The following is an 18,453-nucleotide window of genomic DNA, read 5'->3' on the forward strand; positions in this document are numbered from 1 at the left end:
TCAGTTCCTCGTACGGGCCAGGACCAGCCGGTCCAGGGCGGCGAACCTGAGCAGCGTGAGCAGGCAGTACGTCGTGACGATCGCGCTCACCTCGGCGGCGAGCCCCGCCCACGGCGGCACGGTCAGCACGGCCAGCGTGGTCAGCACGTACGTCGCCAGCACGAGCGCCGGCGCCCGCAGCCGCATGGCGGCCCGCAGCCCGGGGGCCCAGCGCCGGTTGGCCACCAGCGTGCACAGGCAGGTCAGGACGAGCGCGCCCAGGTTGGCGGGCACCGGCGGCCAGAGCCCACGCAGCGGCAGGTAGAGCAGCGCGTACAGGACGGCGGAGACGGTGCCGATGGCGGCGAACGAGGTGATGGCCGCGCTCGTCACCATGCGCGGTGAGAGCACCGGATCGGGGTGGGCGGGCGCCGGCTCGCGCCTCGCGACCTCGACGTCGGCGCCGCCGCGCGCCATCGTGCGCGCCACCCTGGCCAGCCCTTTGAGGTCGTCGACGGCGGTCCTGACCACCTGGACGCGGGAGTCGGCGTCCTCGATCCAGTCCACCGGCACCTCGTGCACGCGCAGCCCGTTGTGCTCGGCGAGCAGCAGCAGCTCGGTGTCGAAGAACCACGAGTCGTCCTCGACCCTGGCCAGCAGCGGCCTGGCCACGTCGGCCCTGACCGCCTTGAACCCGCACTGGGCGTCGCTGAAGCGGGCCCCGAAGCCGTACCTGAGCAGGGCGTTGTAGCCTCGCGAGACGATCTCCCTGCGCAGCGAGCGCCGCGTGCGCGAGCCGTGCGCCAGCCGGGTGCCGATCGCGATCTCGGAGTGGCCGCTCGCCACCGCGGCGAGCAGCGGGAACAGCGCGTCGAGATCGGTGGACAGGTCCACGTCCATGTACGCCACGATGTCGGCGGGACTGGCCTGCCAGGCCGCCCGCAGGGCCGCGCCGCGTCCCCTGACCTGGATCCGCCGGGCGTGCACCTCGCCGAACTCCCCGGCCAGCGCCCCCGCCACCCGCCACGTCGCGTCGGTGCTGCCGTTGTCCACGATCGTGACGCGCCACGGCAGCGGGAAGCCGTCGAGGCGGTGGAGCAGCGTGCGTACGCAGCCGGGCAGGGCGCGCTCCTCGTTGAGCACGGGGATGACGATGTCCACGCTCGCCAGGCTCGGCGCCGGGTCGAGCAGGAGAGGGCTCGGCTCCAGGGCGGTACGGGTGTCCACTTCACTCCCCCGATCGTGCTCGTGGCCATGGTCACCACGATGGTGGTGGGGAGGCCGGGCGGGCCGGAGGGGTTTCTCCGCGGCATTCCGCGGCGCGGTGGAAGCCTTTACCTTCCTGAGCTCAGCTCGTAGACGGAGGTGGTCGCGTTGCGAAAGCGCAGGCGGGCGTACGCGTCCAGCTCGGGCCTGATGCCCGTGTAGAGCCAGCGCACGCCGTAGTCCGTGGCGAGCCGGCGCACGTTCTGCGCCGTCGGGGTCGTGAACGCGGCGTCGTTGGCCGCCAGCCTGGCCTGGTCGGCGTACGGGACCTCCAGGTAGGACCGGGTGCCGGCCCTGGCCAGGGTGCTCTCCGTGTACGCCCAGCCCTCGACCAGCACCCGCCGCTCGGTGAATGCCGAGACGTAGAAGTGCCTGCTGTCGCACACCTTCCACCTGGGGTGGTGGCAGTGCAGGTCGGTGGCCACCACGTCGCCGGACGAGGAGTGGTCGCGCAGCCACCGCCCGGCCGCGAGAGCGCCCTTGGGGATCAGCCGGTGCCGGCGTTCCTCCGGGGTGACGTGGGCGGCGATCACGCGTACGGAGGTGGGCAGCGCGTACCCGGTGAGCAGCGCCACCACGGCCAGCACGTGCCCGCGCCGCCACACCGCGAGCGCCGCGACGGCGAGCACGGCGTACGGCGCCACCACCCGCGCCAGCGGCCCGCCGCCGACCTCAGGCGTCGCCACCAGCAGCGCGCCCCCCGCGCCCAGCCCCGCCAGGCAGGCCGCCCGCGCCCAGGACACCGGCGGCGCCGCCGGCACCCCGCAGACCGCCGCGATCGACAGGTAGGGCCGCGCCGCCTCCAGGAAGTAGAGCTGCGACTGCGCCGGATGCCCGAGCAGCACCGCCGCCCCGATCCCGGCCGCCCCGATGCCCAGCATCAGCAGCAGGGGCGGCTCCAGCGCCCGCCGCCCCAGCCCGGCCGCCCCGCCCCACACGCAGGCCAGGCAGAACAGATGCACCCCGGTCAGCAGCGCCAGCGCCGGAATGGTGCCCTGCCCCCAGAGCGCGCGCATGGTGGCGAACGGATCGACCCGCGTGCCCTGCCCGCCGCCGTACAGGACGACGTGGGCCACCACCAGGAACCCCAGCGTCAGCCCCGCCGGGACCAGCCACCGCCGCTCCGCCTGCCGCCGCACGGCCACGACCGTGATCAGCCCGGCCAGCAACAGCGGCAGGTACGTCGCCTTGGCCCCGCTCAGCACCGCCAGCAGCACCGCGAGCGCCGCCCACCGCACCCGCCGCCGCACGAGCAACGTCATCACGGCCGCGAACAGCAGCGCCCCGAACGTCTGCGTCGGACTGGCCCACACGGTGAACATCGACCGTGAGCTGAACACCACCCCCTCGACCAGCTCGGGGCTGAACAGGAAGTACGTCACCCCGGCCGCCGCCGCCCCGGCCCCCCAGCTCCCGCCCAGCCGCCGCCCCAGCACCGCCACCAGCACCACCGTGGCCGCCGCCATGGGCAGCGTGCCCAGCCGGTAGACCAGCGTCAGCGGCTCGATGCCGGTGACCCAGCTCGTGGCGGCCAGCTCGGCGTAGACGAACCAGTGGTAGGACAGCGGCTCGCCCAGCACCACCGGCAGCGCGGGCGGCACGTGGTGCCGCAGCTCGCCGACCAGCGCCAGGTGATAGGGCAGATCCCCGTACGCGGCCCCGACCGGCACCCCGTAGAGCTGCACCGCACTCCACACGATGAGGAACGCCACGATCCCGGCCAGCACCCACGCGCACCACGGCGGCACCCGCTCGCGCAGCCCAGGCCCGCGCCAGTGCCGCCGCAGCCTGGGCACGCAAACGAACGCCGCCACCACCGCGACCGGCACGACCAGCACCAGCAGCGGCTGCCCCAGGGCTCTGGCGGGCAGGTAGGCCGGCACCTCGACCGCGTACCCGAACGCCAGCCCCGCCGCCAGATCCTCCGCCATCGACCGGCCGCCACCCGTCAGCGCCCGCCACAACAACGTGCCAGGCAGCACCAGGCCCACACCGACGTACCCGGCGAACACCACCAGATCACGCCAGGACACCCCGCACCACAGGAACACGGCGACGGCGAGCACGCCTGCCAGCGCCGCCGGCGCCCACCCCGAGCCGAGCCTGCGCCCCCTCGACATCGTCAGGCGCACCAGCGTGCTCGCGGGCGGCGCCAGCGTCATGCGACGACGGTCACCAGTCGCGTGAACTCGGCCGGCAGGTCGACGCCGTCCCACACCCGGTGGAAGCTCAGCGCGCCGCCCACCGGCACCATGCGATCGACGCCGCGCCCGGCCAGGTCCCTGGCCAGCTCCTCCAGCTCGCCCCTGCCGAACCCGAAGTGGGTCATCGTCTGGTCGCGCCGCTCGACCAGGGCCACCAGCTCCGCCAGCGACTCCAGCCTGGCGTGCGCGAACGTCCCCGCGCCCAGCCAGCGCCGCGGAGCCGCCGCCGCGGCCGCCAGGCGTAGGCAGGCCAGCGCGTTGCCGTGGAACTCCACGCTCTCCGCCACCCCGTCGGCCGCCAGCCCATAGGTGGACACCCGCTTCTCCACCGCCATCGCCGCATCGACCCCCCACCCGCGCACGGTCACCACCCGCGACACGTGCCCGGTGAAGTCGGCCCGCGCGGCCTCGCAGTCGTCCTCCGCGCCCACCCAGAACACCGTGCGCGGCGACGAGCAGGCGGCCTGGTCGAACCAGTAGGTGTCGTTGACGAAGCCCTCCGCGATGGACACCCGTGCCGCCCTCGGCGCGCACAACCAGGCCGCCGCCCGCATCACCGCGAACGACGAGCGGTCGGGGAAGGTCAGGTCGCGGGCGTGCGGAGCCAGGGGGTGGCGGCGGATCTCGCGTACGGAGTGGTCGCCGCCCCACACCACCCGCAGGTCGCAGGCGGCCGACAGCGCGGCCGTGACCTCGTCGGAGCGGTGGTAGGAGACGATCCGTTGCGTCGCCGCGATCCCCGGGTCGGCCGTGGCCAGGGTCTCGTGCAGCGTCTCCAGGATCACCTGGGCCACCGCGCCCGAGCGGGGCGACAGGCGGACGACGTTGCGGTTGCCCATCAGGGCCGACAGGGCCCAGGAGTAGACGAAGACGGTGTCGACGTTCGCGGGCGGGAGGTGGAAGATCAGGCCGCGCGGGACGCGTACGTGCTCGCCGGCCAGCTCCGCCACCGTACGGGCCAGCTCGGCCGGGCGCAGGAAGAAGCCCAGCGAGCCCAGCTCGGGGTGACGCCGCGCGAGCGCCGGCCGCAGCAGCCGCTTGCCGAACGCCGCCAGAAACTCCTTGACCCGCTCATCACCCACCTGCAGCCGGCTCTCGCCCACCTGCTTCAACAACTCCTCGACCGGCACCGCCGCCCCCGCAGGGAACATCACCTCGACCAGGGGACCGCCTTCGACGGCGCGGCCCTGCTGAGCGCGGGCGTCCTGCGGGGAGTGGGCGTCTTTGGATGTGTGGGCGTCGTGTGGGTCGGCGGCGCTTCGGGGGGTGTGGGCGTCGGACATCAGCCTCGCCCCATGGTGTCGCTGCAGCCGCGCGCCTCGGCTCGCGGCAGCCTGCCGAGGACCTCGAACCGCTTGCCGGGCCAGGCCCCGTCATCGACGCCGCGCACCACGCCGAGGTCCTCGGTCAGCAGCACGTGACCTGGATAGGACGTGGGAAGCGTGCTGACCACCTCGACCAGCCCCGGGACGCCGGTCGGCGCCTCCTGCCAGGTCTCGGGGTCGCGGATCACGACGTCGGCGAAGTCGGGACAGTAGAGCCCGTCGCCTTCGGGTCCTTCCAAGAAGACCGTCCCGATCTGCTCGACCATGCCGTAGAAGTTGTGCACCCTGCTCAGCCCGCACTCGGCCGCCAGCCGCCGCCGGAACTCGGCGTTGCCGACCGCCTGCTCGGTGAGCCGCTTCCAGCCGCCGGAGTGGATCAGCACCCCCTGCGACAGGTCCGCGCCCAGGCCCAGCAGGTGCAGCCAGACCATGAACGTGAACCCGAAGATCAGGAACGGCTCGCCGCCGTGCCGGGCCAGGAAGTCGTGGACCGCCCGCGCGTCCACCTCGCCCCGATCGTCGAGCACGAAGGTGTGGTCGCGCCCGAAGTTCATCATCCCGAGCACGCCCGCGCCGCGAGCGCTCAGCATCGGGTCGCGGACCACCGACCGCATGTCGACCACCAGCATCGGCAGCCGCCGCTCGCCCAGCACCTGCCGCATCGTGGCGGCCAGCATGCGGGTCTGCGCCGCCGCGGCCGCCCTGTCGAGGTGGATGCGGCTCGGTGCCTGCCCGGTGGTGCCGCTGGAGGTCAGCACCCTGAACACCTCATGGGCAGGCACGCTGCGCAGCTCGTGGGTCTTGAACAGGCGTACCGGCAGCCACGGCAGGTCGGCCAGCCGGGCATAGGGCGGCGTCGCGCCGATGGCGTCGAGGATGCGGCGGTAGGGCGGGCACGCCAGGCGGTGCCGCTCGGTCAACGCGGCCAGCTCAGGCAGCAACACGGCCTCCCGCCGCGCCGCCCCCAGCGTGAACACCGACTGCCCCGGCGCCGCCAGGGCCGGCCCCGCCACCCCGACCTGCGGACGCATCATGCCTCGCCCGCCGTCAGTGCCTGTCCTGCCATCCCCGTCATGTCATGGACTCCAGCGCTCGGTAGTCGATCTTGCCGGTCGGTAGCAGGGGCAGGCGGTCGATGTGGCGGATCTCGAAGCCGCTCCAGTGCAGCCGCAGTTGCGCGGCGAGCTGCCTGGCCAGCAGCGCCATCGCGGGTTTGTCGAGGGTTTCCGTCCAGATCGTCACGCGGTCGTCGCCGCTGGTGGCGGCCACCGGGCCGGAGCCGCGCAGCAGGCGTTCGACGTCGTCGAGGTTGACGCGGGTGCCGAAGACCTTGGCGATGCGTTTGGTGCGGCCCGTGACGTACAGGAAGCCCTCGTCGTCGAGCCGGCCCAGGTCGCCGGTGCGCAGCACGCCGCCCAAGCCGTCGCCCCTCGCCAGGTCGGCGGCCGTCTCGGCGTAGCCCATCATCACGTTGGGCCCGTGGTAGACGACCTCGCCGCCGTCGATCTCCAGCCGCCCGCCGGGCACCGCCACGCCCACCGAGCCCGGCTTGTCGTCGAGCCGGTCGGGCGGCAGCACGGCGATGCGGGCGGTGGCCTCGGTCTGGCCGTACATGACGTAGAAACGCTCCGCCTGCGCGGCGAACTCCTTGACCAGCTCGGGCGCCAGCCGCCCGCCCGCCTGGGTGAGCGTGGTGAGCGCGGGGTAGTCGGCGTGGTCGAAGCGCAGCCTGCGCAGCATCGTGTACTGGTAGGGGACCGCGGCGAGCGACGTACAGGAATGGACCTTCAGATCGGCCCAGAACGACCGCTCCAGCAACCCCGCCTCGGTGAGCACCACCGTGCCCCCGGCGACGAGGTGGCTGTTGAGCACCGACAGCCCGTAGCTGTAGTGCAACGGCAGACTGGTCGGCGCGACGTCGTTCGGCCCGAGACTCAGGGCGGCGGCGATCGCCCTGGCATTGGCCAGCACCGCCGCCCGCGAGATCCGGACCAGCTTGGGATTGCCCGTGGAGCCGGACGTGGCCAGCAACAACCCGAGGTCGGGATGCGGATCAGGCGCGGTGCGCCGCCGCCCCAGCTCACCGCCCGCCTGCGCGAACCCGATGAGCGCACTCGGCTCGAACCGCTCGACCAGCTCGCCCAGCGCGGCGGCCGGCAACTCCGGATCAAGCAACGCGATGGGCCGCCGAGCCTCCAACGCCCCCAGGTAGCAGAAGACGGACGCCAACGTGTTCCGCATCCCGCAGAACACCGGCCCGGGCGGCAACTCCTCGAACCGTCCGGCCGCCCGCCGGACGGACCGCGCCAGGTCCTCCCCGGCGACACCGTCCCGATCGCCGGCGGCGATGAGCCGAGCCTGCGGATGCGGGAACACTCCGGCGGCGTGCGGCTGCGGGTCTCCTGACATCACCGGACCAGACCGCCGTCCACGCCGAGGACCTGGCCGGTGACGAACGCGGCCTCAGGGGAGAGGAGGAAGGCCACGGCCCGGGCGACGTCGTCGGGCTCGCCGAGGCGGCCGAGCGGGGTCGCCGCGATCGTGGCGAGGCGCTCGTCGTCGCCGAGGGTGGCGAGCATGTCGGTACGGATGTAGCCCGGCGCCACCGCGTTGACCCTGATGCCGTGGGGGCCCAGCTCTTTGGCCGCGGCCAGGGTGAGGCCGAGCACCGCCGCCTTCGTGGCGGAGTAGACCGTCTGCCCGGCGCCCCCCGCCCTGCCCATGATCGACGAGACCAGCACCACGGCCGGCTCGCTGCCCCTGCGCAGCAGCCTGAGCGCGGCCTGGAGCGTGTGGGTGGCGCCGACGGCGTTGACCTCGAAGAGGCGGCCGATCGTGTCGCGGCTCGTCAGCCCGAGCAGCCCGGCCGCGTGCACACCGGCGTTGACCACGAGCGCGTCGAGCCGGCCGTGCCGTTGGTAGATGCGCCGCATCATCGTGTTGACCCGCGCCGGGTCGGCGACGTCGCCGTGCACGGAGTCGGTGGCGCCACCGGTCTCGGCGGCCACCTCGGCCGCCGCCTTCGCGGCCCGCTCCTCGTCACGGCCGTGCATGACCACGGCGTGACCGGACGCGGCCAGGCGCATCGCCACCGCCCGCCCGATCCCTCGCGTCGACCCGGTGACCAGCACCACCCGCCGCTCCACGAACCTCCCGCCCTCGAACTCCGCCTCGCCCTCGGGCCCGGACCTCACCAGAGCCTCCTTGCGCGGCCCGAGCGCGGCGTGCGCCCCGGAACCCCGGTGGGGGCCGGAAGCGTCGCGGAAGTCGGGGTGGGTGCCGGCCTCCGGGTCAGACGGCGGCGGCGCCGATGCCATGCTTCTCCAGCAGCTCGGCCGCCTTGGCGAACGAGCTCATGTCGATCATCTCGTCGGTGTCGATCATGATGGAGAACTCGTCCTCCATCGCCGCGATCAGCGCCATGTGCGCGAGGGAGTCCCACTGCGGGATGGCGCGGTATTCGAGGTCGTCGACGCCGGCGTCGGGCGGAAGGTTGAGCGCCATGCGGAACACGGCCCGCAGGCGGTCGAGATGACTCATGATCACTCACTCTCTGTCCTCAAGCCATGACGAAGTGTAGCCGTATCGCGAAGCCGATGAAAAACCAAGCCCCCGACCTGAGTAATGGAAGCGTATAACGATGCGTGACCCGTGATGGGTGCTGGGAATGTCGGGAAGGACACGCCAGCCGTACGGGGGGAATGATGGACGAATCCAATCACTGGTACGGGCACTCCCGCATTCTCGGCAGATACTGCGGCCTGCCGGACGAGGCGCCAAAGCGCATTCAAGGTTTCCTCCAGCACGGATGGAACTATCTGCACGGATTCCCCCCGAACGACCACTGGTGCAGCCCCGGTTACCCCCGTTTCATCTGGTCGGACGTCCTGCGCCGCCGGGGCTGGTCGATGGGCAGGAGGGGGCACTATCTCATCGGCGCGCCGTGGATCTACCTTCTTTACCAGGAGCCCGGCCTCGGTGTGCGGGAGGATCGCGAGGGTACGATCTGGTATCCCTTTCATGGCTGGGAAAAACATTCCGTCAGCGGGGATCACGCCCGGCTCGCCGATGAAATCCGAGATGTCGAGATTGGCCCGGTAACGGTCTGCCTTTATTGGTTGGAATTCGCAAATCCGGACATTCGGCGGGCGTACGAATCGAGGGGGTTCCGGGTCATCTGTCACGGCGAGCGCGGCTCCCGCTGGGAGGCGAAGGGCCGCGACTTCCTGCGCAAGCAGCTCGTCGAGTTGCGGCGCCACCGCAGGGTGGCCTCCAACCGGCTCGGCAGCGCGCTGTTCTACGGCGCGTCGGTGGGGTGCGAGGTGGCCGTCTATGGCGACCCGATGCAGTTCGAGGACGAACGGCCCGAGTACGGCGGCACCGCCCGCCGCATGCGCCTGTGGCCCGAGCTGCACGGCACGCACGTCGATCGCGAGCTGGCGGCCGAGGTGGCGCGGCGCGAGCTGGGCTTCGAGTATCAGGCGACACCGGAGGAGCTACGGCGGATGTTCGGATGGAAGCGCCCACCGGCGGCGGCCCCACGCAGGCGTCTCGCCCCGTCCGCCGCCGGCCGCGCCAAGGTGAGTGCGGGAGTGCGGGGATGAGCGTGAACGAGGCGCCGGCGAACGTGCGGCTGATCGGCGGCGAGATGCTGCTCTGGTCCGACATGTCCGGCATCGGGGGCGTCACCGAGTGGCGCGGCGCGGCGCTGGAGCTGATCAGGCGGCTGGTCCCGGCGGACGGCAGGGTGCTGCTGGTGGGCCCGCATCCGCAGCCCCTGGTGGACGACGTGGTGGCCAGGGCGGGCGAGGTGGCGGCGCTGCTGCGCTCGTTCCCCGACGCCTGTGACCTGGGGGAGCGGCACCCGGGGCTGGAGGTGTTCTGCGGCCGGCTCGAGGTGCTGGACGCCGAGGAGCCGTACGACCTGGTGCTGGCCCTCGACGGCCTGCTGCGCACCCACTCGGCTGAGGCCCCGGCCTCGGCCTGGGGCGAGTCGCTCGCCGCGCTCGCCGAGCTGACCAGGCCGGGCGGCCGGCTGGTCCTCGGCGTACGCAACGACCTCGGCATCGACCGGTTCATCGAGGCGCGGCCGGCCGACCGCGAGTGCGGCGACGACCAGTGGGCCCCGCACGGCTTCGACCCCAGCTACCCGGGCGGCCCCGCGGCGCTCGACCTCGGCCTGGAGTCGGCCGGGCTGAGCCTGCAGCGCTGCTACGCCGCCTACCCCGACCGCCAGGCACCGCGCTCGCTGCTGTCGCGTGAGTCGCTGGCGTTCGAGCTGCCCGAGGCGCTGACGTTCCCGCTGAGCGCCCGCGAGAGCGACCGCATGCTGGTGGCCGACCCGCTCAACCTGACCAGGCTGGCGTTCAGGCACGGGCTGGGCGAGGAGCTGGCGCCGCTGTGGCTGGCCGTCGCGACGCGCCCGCCCCGGGCGTCCGACCCGGTGCATCCGGTGGAGCTGCCGCTCGGCCTCATCGAGGAGGGCCAGGCCCTGTACGAGCTGACCGCCGGCGGCACCCGTCGCCTGCCGGGCGGCGAGGAGCAGCCGGTGCCCGCGGGCCGTGTCGTGGAGGAGATCCTCGTCGAGGCGTGCGCCCGCGAGGACGTCAAGACCGTCCGCGAACTGCTGTCGGAGCTGGCCTGCTGGCTGGAGGCGGGCGGCGACGCGTCGGCCGCGACCGACAGCCTGGTCTACGACGGCGAGCGGTTCGCCGCGGTCAACCCGCCCGCGGGCCTCGCCACGCCGCCCGAGCCGCGCGTGGTGCTGTGCCGGATCCTGTGGCGGTTCGCGGTCAGGTTGCTGGCGGCCGGTCACCATCACCCGTGGCCGTGGCCGCTGGAGGCCGACCAGCTCGCGCTGACCCTGTGCGGCATGGCCGAGCGGCCCTGCGACCAGGGCGACCTCGACCTGGCCCGCAAGCTGGACGCCGAGCTGGGCCAGCCGGCCGAGCTGGGCGAGCACGCGCCGACGTACCGGGAGCTGCTGGGCGCCCGCGACCGGCTGGCCGATCAGCTCACCGCGGCCCTGGCCAGGATCGCCCGCCTGGAGACCAAGCTCTCCTACCGCGAACGCGAGCTCGTACGGGCCAAGGCCAAGCTGCGCAGGACGCAGCGCAAGGCCACCGCCTACCGCAGAACGCTCGGCTACCGCCTCTCCCGCCGACTGGCCCGCCCCCGCAAGGTCGCCCGCCGCGTCATACGCCTGCTGTCCGGCTGACCCACCATGAGGAGCTCCTGTGCCGGTTCTTTCGGTGATCGTCCCGTTCCACAACGTCGAGAAGTACATCGGACCCTGCCTTGACTCCATAACCGCGCAGACGCTGGACGACCTGGAGGTGATCTGCGTCGACGACGGCAGCGGCGACGAGGGCGCCGCGGCCGTCGCGGCGAGGATGGCGGACGACCCGCGCATCACCCTGCTCAGCCAGGACAACCACGGGGTGGGCCACGCCCGCAACGTGGGCCTGCGCCACGCCACCGGCGCCTACCTCGCCTTCGTGGACGGCGACGACACCGTGCCGCGCGACGCGTTCAAGCGCATGGTGTCCTCGCTGGAGACGACCGGCTCCGACCTGGCCTGCGGCAACGTCATGCGGCTCTACCGCAACCTGCTCATCCCTTCGTGGGCGCACCGGCAGGCGTTCGCGAGGCCGGCCAGGCGTACCCACATCACCCGCCACCCGCTGCTGGTCCGCGACCGCATGTTGTGGAACAAGGTCTACCGCCGCTCGTTCTGGGACCGCCTCGGGCTGCGTTTCCCCGAGCGCATGTACGAGGACCAGCCCGTCGCCATGGCCGCCCACGTCGGTGCGCGGTCGGTGGACGTGCTGGCCAGGGTCGTCTACCACTGGCGGCAGCGCGACGAGCAGGGCGCCTCGATCACCCAGCGCTGCCTGGAGCCGGCGAACCTGCGCGACCGCCTGCTGTCGGTGACGCAGACGGCCGGGCTGCTGGCCCGCGGCGCCCCTGGGCTGAAGGCCGACTTCGACCGCGACACGCTGGACATCGACATGACGGTCGCCGTCGAGGCGATGGCGGCGATGGGCGAGGCAGCCGACCCCGACCTGGTGGACCTCGCCGTCCGCTACCTCGACGGCGTGTCGCAGGAGGCGTGGCTGAGCGTCCCGTTCGAGCACCGCCTGATGGTGCACCTGCTGCACCGCCGCAGGCTCGGCGAGCTGGCGTGGGTCTTCGCCGAGGCCAGGGAGGGCCGGCTGCAGCCGAAGGTCGGCTCGTCCGGGTGGCTGCGCAAGCGCTGGTACGGCCGCCACCCCTCGATGCCCGGCCACCTGTCCGAGGTCTCCGGCGAGCTGGGCCTGCGGGCCAGGCTGGTCAGCCTCGACTGGCACGACGACGTGCTGCACGGCGCGGGCCGGGTCGCGGTCGGCAGGTTCGACGTGGGCGACGTGCGGCGGGTGCGGGTGCGTACGTGGCTGCGCGAGCGGGGCACCGGCGAGACCGTGGTGCTGTCGGAGAACGGGAGCTACCCCATCTGGGAGGAGGTCGAGCAGGAGGACGGCGGCCGGCTGCCCGAGCACGCGTTCCCGTTCAGGTTCGCCTTCGACCCCGAGACGCTGTCGCGGGCGCAGCTCGCCCGGCACGGCCAGTGGGACCTGCACGTACGGGTGCGCGGCGGCGGGCTGCGGCTGGAGTGCCGGGTGGCCGGGCCGCGCTGGCTGCCGCCGCTGATCCCGGCGCCGCTCCGCAGGTCGGGAGTGTGGCTGGTGCCGGTACGCAGCGCGAAGGGCGCCTGGGGCATCAGGGTGCGCACGGCCCAGGCGATCATCGGCGAGTGCCGGGTGGACGGCGGCGACCTGGTACTGGCGGGCCGCATCTCCGACCTCGGGGACGGTGAGCCGGTGCTGCGGCTGCTGCGCAGGAGCGACGGCGAGGAGATGTACTTCCCGGTGGAGCTGGCCGGCCAGAACTTCCACGCACGGGTGCCGCTGGCCGGCATCGACGCGTGCGTGGGCCACGAGTCGTGGTGGGAGGTGCTGATCGATCAGGGCCGCGCGCTGCGCCCGCTCGTACGCTCGCGGCAGCGCACGGTCACGACCGTGGCCGAGCGCCGCTTCCTCATCGACCGCGGCGAGGACGGCTGCCTGCTGCTGGCCGAACGCTGAAGGCTCAGCGCAGGATCCCGGCCAGCGTCTCGGCGACGTGGTCCTGCTGGGCGTCGGTCAGGCCGGGCCACAGCGGCAGCGACAGCTCCTCGAAGTAGTAGGCCTCGGCCTGGGGGCACAGGCCGCGCCGGTAGCCGATGTCCTCGAACACCGGATGCCAGTAAGCCGGCATGTAGTTGACCTGCACGCCGATGCCGGCCGCTCGCATGCGGTCGTAGACCTCGCGCCGCCGCCCGTCGCCGATCCTGACGGGGTAGAGATGCCAGCTCGGGCGTACGTAGGCGCGCTGCGCCGGCAGCGTCAGCCCGGGCACGTCGCGCAGCAGCGTGTGGTAGCGGGCGACCAGCTCGGCGCGCCGCTCGCGGAAGCGCCCGAGCCTGCGCAGCTGGCTGATGCCGAGCGCGCAGAGCACGTCGGGCAGCCGGTAGTTGAGCCCGAACGCGTGCACCTCCTGGTGCCAGCCGCCCTCGCTGGGCGTGCGCTGCTCGGCCGGGTCCCTGACCAGGCCGTGGTTCCTGAAGCGGGCCGCGCGCCGCAGCATCGCGGGATCGGGCGCCGCGATGGCGCCGCCCTCGGCCGTGGTCACGGTCTTGGTGGGGAAGAACGAGAACGTCGTCAGGTCGGCCAGCGCCCCCACCGGCCGGTCCTTGTACGCCGCCCCGATCGCGTGCGCGGCGTCGGCCATCAGCGTGGCCCCCGCCCGCTTCGCCACCTTGCGCAGCTCGTCGTAGTCGGCGGGGTGGCCCGCGTAGTCGACCGCGGTGATCGCCCGCGTCCGCGTCGTGACGTGCGCGGCGGCGGCGCCCGGGTCGAGGTTGCCGGTGTCGGGCTGCACGTCGGCGAAGACCACCCGCGCGCCGAGCAGCGCCGCCGTGGCGGCCGTGGCCACGAACGTCAGCGGCGAGGTGATCACCTCGTCTCCGGGGCGCACCCCGGCCGCGACGTAGGCGACGTGGAGCGCGGCGGTGCCCGACGTGACCGACACGCAGGGCACGCCGCCCGTCCACTTGGCCAGCTCCGCCTCGAACGCGCCGACCGCCGGCCCGGTGGTCAGCCAGTCGCCGCGCAGCACCTCCGCGACGGCCTCGACGTCGGACTCCTCGATGGACTGGCGTCCGTAGGGCAGCATCAGCCGGTCACCATCGCCCGCAGGTCGTCGACCGACAGCCACTGGTCGTTGGTGTCGGAGCGGTAGGAGAAGCCCTCGGGCAGCGTCTCGCCGGTCTCGGGCGGCCGGTAGCCCCAGGTGGCGATCGTCGGCTGGACGACGTAGCGGTCGGCCAGGCGCAGCGCCCTGCGGCTGTCGTCGGGGCCGATCATCTCCTCGTGCAGCTTCTCGCCGGGCCGCACGCCGATCTCGTAGACCGCACTCCGCGGGGCCAGCGCCTCGGCCAGGTCGGTGATGCGCATGCTCGGGATGCGCGGCACGTAGAGCTCGCCGCCCTGCATCATGTCGAACGAGTCGACCACGAACCTGACGGCCTGCTCCAGCGTGATCCAGAACCGCGTCATGCGCTTGTCGGTGATCGGCAGGCTCCCGCCCTGCTCGGCCAGGCGCTGGAACAGCGGGACCACCGAGCCCCTGCTGCCCACCACGTTGCCGTAGCGGACGACGGAGAAGCGGGTCTCGTGGGCGGCGGCGTAGTGGTTGGCCGAGACGAACAGCTTGTCGGCCACCAGCTTCGTGGCGCCGTAGAGGTTGATCGGGCTGCTGGCCTTGTCGGTGGAGAGCGCGACGACCTTGCGCACGCCGCAGTCGATGGCGGCCTCCACGACGTTCTGGGAGCCCGCGACGTTGGTGCGGACGTATTCGAACGGGTTGTACTCGGCGGTGTCGACCTGTTTGAGCGCGGCGGCGTGGACGACGTGCTCGACGCCGTGCATGGCGCGGGTGAGGCGGTCGCGGTCGCGTACGTCGCCGATGAACCAGCGCAGGCGCTCGTCGTCGCCGAACAGCTGCTTGCTCTCGTACTGCTTGAGCTCGTCGCGGGAGAAGACCACCAGGCGGCGCACCCCCAGCGAGTCGAGCGCGTGGCGGATGAACGCCTTGCCGAAGGACCCCGTGCCTCCGGTGATCAGTATCGATGATCCGCTGAGAATGCTCACGTGGCCCCCTGAGTCGCGCCGGACGGCGCTGTAGTCGTCGTGGCAGCCGGTAGCATAGCGCGATCGCACAACGACACAGAGTCACACGGGGGATTGGGGCTTCGGTGCGGATCGTGGGGATCATTCAGGCCAGGACGGGATCGACGCGGCTGCCCGGCAAGGTGCTGCGGGAGCTGGGCGGGCGGTCGGTGCTCGGCTGGGTCGTACGCGCGGCGCGCGAGGCGGGGGCGCTCGACGACCTGCTCGTCGCCACCACCACCGAGCCGGCCGACGACGCGGTGCTCCGCGAGTGCGACCGGCTCGGCGTGGCCTGTCACCGGGGGGCGGTCGATGATGTGCTGACCAGGTTCGTCCAGGCTCTGGCCGGGCGGCGGTGCGACGCGGTCATGCGGTTCACCGCCGACTGCCCGCTGCTCGACCCGGCCGTGATCAGGGAGGCGGCGCTGGTGTTCCGTGCCGTGCCTGGGCTCGACTACCTCAGCACCGGCCTGTCCCGTACGCTGCCGCGCGGGCTCGACGTCGAGATCGCCGGCCGGGCCGCGCTGGCCAGGGCCGACCAGGAGGCCACCGGCTTCCACCGCACCCACGTCACCTCCTATCTCTACGAGCATCCCGGCGACTCCCGGCTGCTCGGCCTGGCCTACCGCCCGGCGGCCGACGACCTGCGGGTGACGCTCGACACCGAGGACGACTGGCGGCTGATCGCCGCCGTGGTCGCCGCCCTGGGCGACAGGTGCCTGCCGGCCAGGACGCTCGTCTCCTGGTTGCGTGAGCATCCCGAGGTGACCGGTCTCAACGCCCACGTCCGCCAGAAGGCTTTGCAGGACGCGTGAGCGCGAGGGCCGGGATCCGGTGCGACGCCGGGGTGCGGAGCGGGGTCGGGCATCTGGTGCGGTGCGTGGCGCTGGCCGAGGAGCTGGTCGCGCGCGGCGTCGAGGTGATCTTCCTGGGGGAGGTCCGTGACTCGCCGTGGGGGCAGGCCCAGCTCGACGGGCGCGGGCTGCCGCTGGTCCCGGCGCCGGACGAGCCCGAGAAGCTGGCGGCGCTGGCACGCGGGCTGGCCCTTGACGCGGTGGTGCTGGACTCGTACGAGCTGGCGCCGGCCACCGGATCGGTGCTCAGGGCGGCGGGGCTGCCGGTGCTGGCCATCGTGGACGGCGACCCGCTGGGCCAGGAGGCCGACCTCTACCTCGACCAGAACCTCGGCGCTGAAGACCGTCCTGTCACCCTGCCCGCCACCCTGCCCGCCACCCTGTCCGGCCGCCGCCTCGCCGGCTCCCGCTACGTGCTCCTCCGCGACAGCGTCCGCCGCCGCACCCGAGCACCCCGCACGGACGGTTCGCCACGCGCGGACTGCCCGCCGCGCGTGCTGTGCTTCTTCGGCGGGACCGACAGCGCGGGGGTGGCGCGGCGCTGGGCGGACGCGCTCAACGCCACCGGCCTGCCCTTCCTCGGCACGATCGTCAGCCCGGTGCCGTTCGACGCGGGGCCGATCGCGGTCATCCCGCCCACCGACCGGCTGCCCGAGCTGATGGCGGCCGCCGACCTGGTGGTGACGGCGGCCGGCTCGGCGGTCTGGGAGCTGCTGCACCTCGGCGTGCCGATGGCGCTGACCTGGGTGGCCGCCAACCAGCTCATCGGCTACGAGGAGCTGGTACGCCGCCGCGCCGCGGCGGGCCTCGGCCCCGCCCCCGGCCCCGAAGCGGTGGCCGTGCTGGCGAAGCTGCTCGCCGACCCCGCCGCCCGCGAGGAGCACGGCAGACGGGGCCGCGGGCTGGTGGACGGCAAGGGGCGGGAGCGGGTGGCCGATGCGCTGCTCGGTCTCGCCCTCAGATGAGGTCCCAGGTCAGGGGAGTGCCCAGTCGCGCGTCGCGGACGAAACGACGCCCCATGACCTGGGCGGCGGCGTCGGGGTGCAGGCCGCCGGCCGGGCGGATCGAGCGGACGTTGTCGGGGGTGACCGGGTCGCCGGCGCGCACGTCGCGTACGACGTGAAGGGACCGGCGGAAGCGCAGGCCCTCGCGTTCCGACGGGCGCGGCCCGATGACGGTGTCGCCCAGCGACTCCCAGGCCCGCCTGCTCTCCGTCACCAGCGCCGCCAGCTCGGCCGGCTCCAGCGAGAAGGCGGCGTCCACGCCGCCGTCGGCCCGCGACAGCGTCACGTGCTTCTCGATCACGCAGGCGCCCAGCGCGACCGCCGCCAGCGCGGCTCCGATGCCGGGCGTGTGGTCGGACAGCCCCACCACCTCACCGGTCAGCGCCGACAGCAGCGGCAGCGAGCGCAGGTTGCTCTCGCCGGGCGGCGCGGGATAGGTGGCCGTGCAGGACAGCACGACGAGCTGCGCGCACCCGGCGCCCCTGGCCGCCGTCACGGCGGCGTCGATCTCGGCGGCGGTGGCCATGCCGGTCGAGAGGATCAGCGGCTTGCCGGTGCCGGCCGCGAGCCGGATGAGCGGCAGGTCCACGATCTCCGACGAGGCGATCTTGTACGCCGGCACCCCCAGCTTCTCCAGCACCTCGACCGCCGTGGGGTCGAACGGCGCCGAGAAGGCGACGAGCCCCCGCTCCCGGGCCCGCTTGAAGATCGGGTCGTGCCACTGCCACGGCGTGTGGGCGCGCTCGAAGAGCCGGTAGAGCGTCTCGCCGCCCCACAGCTCGTGCTCGTCCCCCACCCGGAACGCCGGAGCGTCGCAGTCGACGGTCAGCGTGTCGGGCGTGTACGTCTGCAGCTTCAGCGCGTGCGCCCCCGCGTCGGCGACGGCGTCCACGATGGCCAGCGCCCGCTCCAGGCTGCCGTTGTGGTTGCCGGACAGCTCGGCGACGACGAACGGCGGATGCCCTGGGCCGATCGGCCGCCCCCCGATGGAGATCATGTGTGGTCCTTCCTGAGTTCGATGGTCACGACGTCGCGCAGGACGCCGTCGACGTCCCGCCGGTAGGAGCCCGTCTCGGCGAAGCCGAAGCGCCGGTGCAGCCGCAGCACCGGCTCGTTGCCCGCGAGCACCTCGCCGCGCAGCAGGCTCAGCCCGAGCGGCCCGAAGGCGTGCTCGATGGCCGCCCGCTCCAGGCCGACCCAGGCGGGCAGCAGCTCGCCGTGCCGCTCCAGGCCGTCGAGGTCGAGGTAATAGCCCCAGTACGCGGCGCCGCCCGCGATGCCGGTGTAGGTGACGACCCCGGCCGGGGCCCCGGCGTGCTGGTAGACCATCACCCGCCTGGTGCCGTCGACCCGGGTGGCCCGCCACCAGCGGCTGTGCTCGTCCGGCGTGATCTCGTGCGTGGTGAAGCTGGTGGCGCGGACCCGAGGGTGGTTGCGCCAGTGGCGCATGGCCGGCAGATCGTCCTCTTGAGCGTCTCTCAACACGGCGTCCCCCTACCGTAAGTGCTCGATCCTTTGCACAACGTAGCGGATTACGCGCTCGGTAAAGAGCTCATCAGGGAGGGCCATCGGGC

The 18,453-nt window shown here is 73.1% G+C and carries 16 protein-coding genes; 5 read left to right on the top strand and 11 right to left on the bottom strand.

Going from position 1 to position 18,453, the window contains the following annotated elements; genetic code table 11:
- From AB0K18_RS17515 to AB0K18_RS17545, 7 genes are all read right to left on the bottom strand, one after another.
- Positions 1 to 1,206, bottom strand: a complete 1,206-nt coding sequence (locus AB0K18_RS17515; RefSeq protein ID WP_364915023.1) for a glycosyltransferase — start codon at positions 1,204 to 1,206, stop codon at positions 1 to 3.
- A gap of 107 nt (positions 1,207 to 1,313) precedes the next feature.
- Positions 1,314 to 3,407: a hypothetical protein gene (locus AB0K18_RS17520; RefSeq protein ID WP_364915025.1), complete on the bottom strand. Its 2,094-nt coding sequence runs from the start codon at positions 3,405 to 3,407 to the stop codon at positions 1,314 to 1,316.
- Complete coding sequence (locus tag AB0K18_RS17525) at positions 3,404 to 4,732, bottom strand: acyl-CoA reductase (protein ID WP_364915028.1); 1,329 nt, start codon at positions 4,730 to 4,732, stop codon at positions 3,404 to 3,406. Before AB0K18_RS17525 ends, AB0K18_RS17520 begins: the two co-directional genes overlap by 4 nt.
- Positions 4,732 to 5,808: an acyl-protein synthetase gene (locus tag AB0K18_RS17530; RefSeq protein ID WP_364915030.1), complete on the bottom strand. Its 1,077-nt coding sequence runs from the start codon at positions 5,806 to 5,808 to the stop codon at positions 4,732 to 4,734. Before AB0K18_RS17530 ends, AB0K18_RS17525 begins: the two co-directional genes overlap by 1 nt.
- Before the next feature lie 37 nt (positions 5,809 to 5,845).
- A complete protein-coding gene (locus AB0K18_RS17535) occupies positions 5,846 to 7,183 on the bottom strand; it encodes an AMP-binding protein (protein ID WP_364915032.1) in 1,338 nt (445 codons plus the stop codon).
- Positions 7,183 to 8,091: a glucose 1-dehydrogenase gene (locus tag AB0K18_RS17540; protein WP_364915034.1), complete on the bottom strand. Its 909-nt coding sequence runs from the start codon at positions 8,089 to 8,091 to the stop codon at positions 7,183 to 7,185. Before AB0K18_RS17540 ends, AB0K18_RS17535 begins: the two co-directional genes overlap by 1 nt.
- Entirely contained in the window at positions 8,066 to 8,314 is a 249-nt protein-coding gene (locus AB0K18_RS17545) for an acyl carrier protein (protein ID WP_345395873.1), read from the bottom strand. The genes AB0K18_RS17540 and AB0K18_RS17545 overlap by 26 nt, the downstream gene beginning before the upstream one ends.
- Before the next feature lie 161 nt (positions 8,315 to 8,475).
- Here AB0K18_RS17545 and AB0K18_RS17550 point away from each other — a divergent pair, with 161 nt between their 5' ends.
- From AB0K18_RS17550 to AB0K18_RS17560, 3 genes are read left to right on the top strand one after another with little or no spacing between them, the layout of a single operon-like run.
- Positions 8,476 to 9,378, top strand: a complete 903-nt coding sequence (locus AB0K18_RS17550) for a hypothetical protein (RefSeq protein ID WP_364915036.1) — start codon at positions 8,476 to 8,478, stop codon at positions 9,376 to 9,378.
- A complete protein-coding gene (locus AB0K18_RS17555; RefSeq protein ID WP_364915038.1) occupies positions 9,375 to 10,991 on the top strand; it encodes a hypothetical protein in 1,617 nt (538 codons plus the stop codon). Before AB0K18_RS17550 ends, AB0K18_RS17555 begins: the two co-directional genes overlap by 4 nt.
- A gap of 19 nt (positions 10,992 to 11,010) precedes the next feature.
- Positions 11,011 to 12,897: a glycosyltransferase family 2 protein gene (locus AB0K18_RS17560; protein ID WP_364915040.1), complete on the top strand. Its 1,887-nt coding sequence runs from the start codon at positions 11,011 to 11,013 to the stop codon at positions 12,895 to 12,897.
- A 4-nt stretch (positions 12,898 to 12,901) separates the two neighbouring features.
- Here AB0K18_RS17560 and AB0K18_RS17565 read toward each other — a convergent pair whose 3' ends face one another.
- Positions 12,902 to 14,026, bottom strand: a complete 1,125-nt coding sequence (locus AB0K18_RS17565) for an aminotransferase class V-fold PLP-dependent enzyme (RefSeq protein WP_364915042.1) — start codon at positions 14,024 to 14,026, stop codon at positions 12,902 to 12,904.
- On the bottom strand, positions 14,026 to 15,003 hold the full coding sequence (gene pseB, locus AB0K18_RS17570; protein WP_364915044.1) for a UDP-N-acetylglucosamine 4,6-dehydratase (inverting): 978 nt from the start codon (positions 15,001 to 15,003) through the stop codon (positions 14,026 to 14,028). The genes AB0K18_RS17565 and pseB overlap by 1 nt, the downstream gene beginning before the upstream one ends.
- 113 nt (positions 15,004 to 15,116) lie before the next feature.
- Here pseB and AB0K18_RS17575 point away from each other — a divergent pair, with 113 nt between their 5' ends.
- Positions 15,117 to 15,836 (top strand): NTP transferase domain-containing protein, encoded by a 720-nt coding sequence (locus AB0K18_RS17575; RefSeq protein WP_364915046.1) that lies wholly within the window; start codon positions 15,117 to 15,119, stop codon positions 15,834 to 15,836.
- Positions 15,833 to 16,840 (top strand): hypothetical protein, encoded by a 1,008-nt coding sequence (locus AB0K18_RS17580; RefSeq protein ID WP_364915048.1) that lies wholly within the window; start codon positions 15,833 to 15,835, stop codon positions 16,838 to 16,840. Before AB0K18_RS17575 ends, AB0K18_RS17580 begins: the two co-directional genes overlap by 4 nt.
- Here the strand turns inward: AB0K18_RS17580 and pseI are convergent.
- Positions 16,833 to 17,876 carry a pseudaminic acid synthase gene (gene pseI / locus AB0K18_RS17585; RefSeq protein ID WP_364915050.1) on the bottom strand — a complete coding sequence of 348 codons (1,044 nt, stop codon included), beginning with the start codon at positions 17,874 to 17,876 and terminating at the stop codon, positions 16,833 to 16,835. The two genes, AB0K18_RS17580 and pseI, sit on opposite strands and share 8 nt — an antisense overlap.
- Positions 17,873 to 18,364 (bottom strand): GNAT family N-acetyltransferase, encoded by a 492-nt coding sequence (locus AB0K18_RS17590; RefSeq protein ID WP_364915052.1) that lies wholly within the window; start codon positions 18,362 to 18,364, stop codon positions 17,873 to 17,875. Before AB0K18_RS17590 ends, pseI begins: the two co-directional genes overlap by 4 nt.
- Positions 18,365 to 18,453: the final 89 nt, after the last annotated feature.

Origin of the sequence: Nonomuraea sp. NPDC049421 (assembly GCF_040677005.1) — a bacterium.
GTDB classification, from domain to species: domain Bacteria; phylum Actinomycetota; class Actinomycetes; order Streptosporangiales; family Streptosporangiaceae; genus Nonomuraea; species Nonomuraea salmonea.

Bases quoted from the DNA above. Each gene is read 5' to 3' on its own strand.
- AB0K18_RS17520 (WP_364915025.1), bottom strand. From the start codon at position 3,407: ATGACGCTGGCGCCGCCCGCGAGCACGCTGGTGCGCCTGACGATGTCG.
- AB0K18_RS17525 (WP_364915028.1), bottom strand. From the start codon at position 4,732: ATGTCCGACGCCCACACCCCCCGAAGCGCCGCCGACCCACACGACGCC.
- AB0K18_RS17530 (WP_364915030.1), bottom strand. From the start codon at position 5,808: ATGATGCGTCCGCAGGTCGGGGTGGCGGGGCCGGCCCTGGCGGCGCCG.
- AB0K18_RS17535 (WP_364915032.1), bottom strand. From the start codon at position 7,183: ATGTCAGGAGACCCGCAGCCGCACGCCGCCGGAGTGTTCCCGCATCCG.
- AB0K18_RS17540 (WP_364915034.1), bottom strand. From the start codon at position 8,091: ATGGCATCGGCGCCGCCGCCGTCTGACCCGGAGGCCGGCACCCACCCC.
- AB0K18_RS17545 (WP_345395873.1), bottom strand. From the start codon at position 8,314: ATGAGTCATCTCGACCGCCTGCGGGCCGTGTTCCGCATGGCGCTCAAC.
- AB0K18_RS17550 (WP_364915036.1), top strand. From the start codon at position 8,476: ATGATGGACGAATCCAATCACTGGTACGGGCACTCCCGCATTCTCGGC.
- AB0K18_RS17555 (WP_364915038.1), top strand. From the start codon at position 9,375: ATGAGCGTGAACGAGGCGCCGGCGAACGTGCGGCTGATCGGCGGCGAG.
- AB0K18_RS17565 (WP_364915042.1), bottom strand. From the start codon at position 14,026: ATGCTGCCCTACGGACGCCAGTCCATCGAGGAGTCCGACGTCGAGGCC.
- pseI (WP_364915050.1), bottom strand. From the start codon at position 17,876: ATGATCTCCATCGGGGGGCGGCCGATCGGCCCAGGGCATCCGCCGTTC.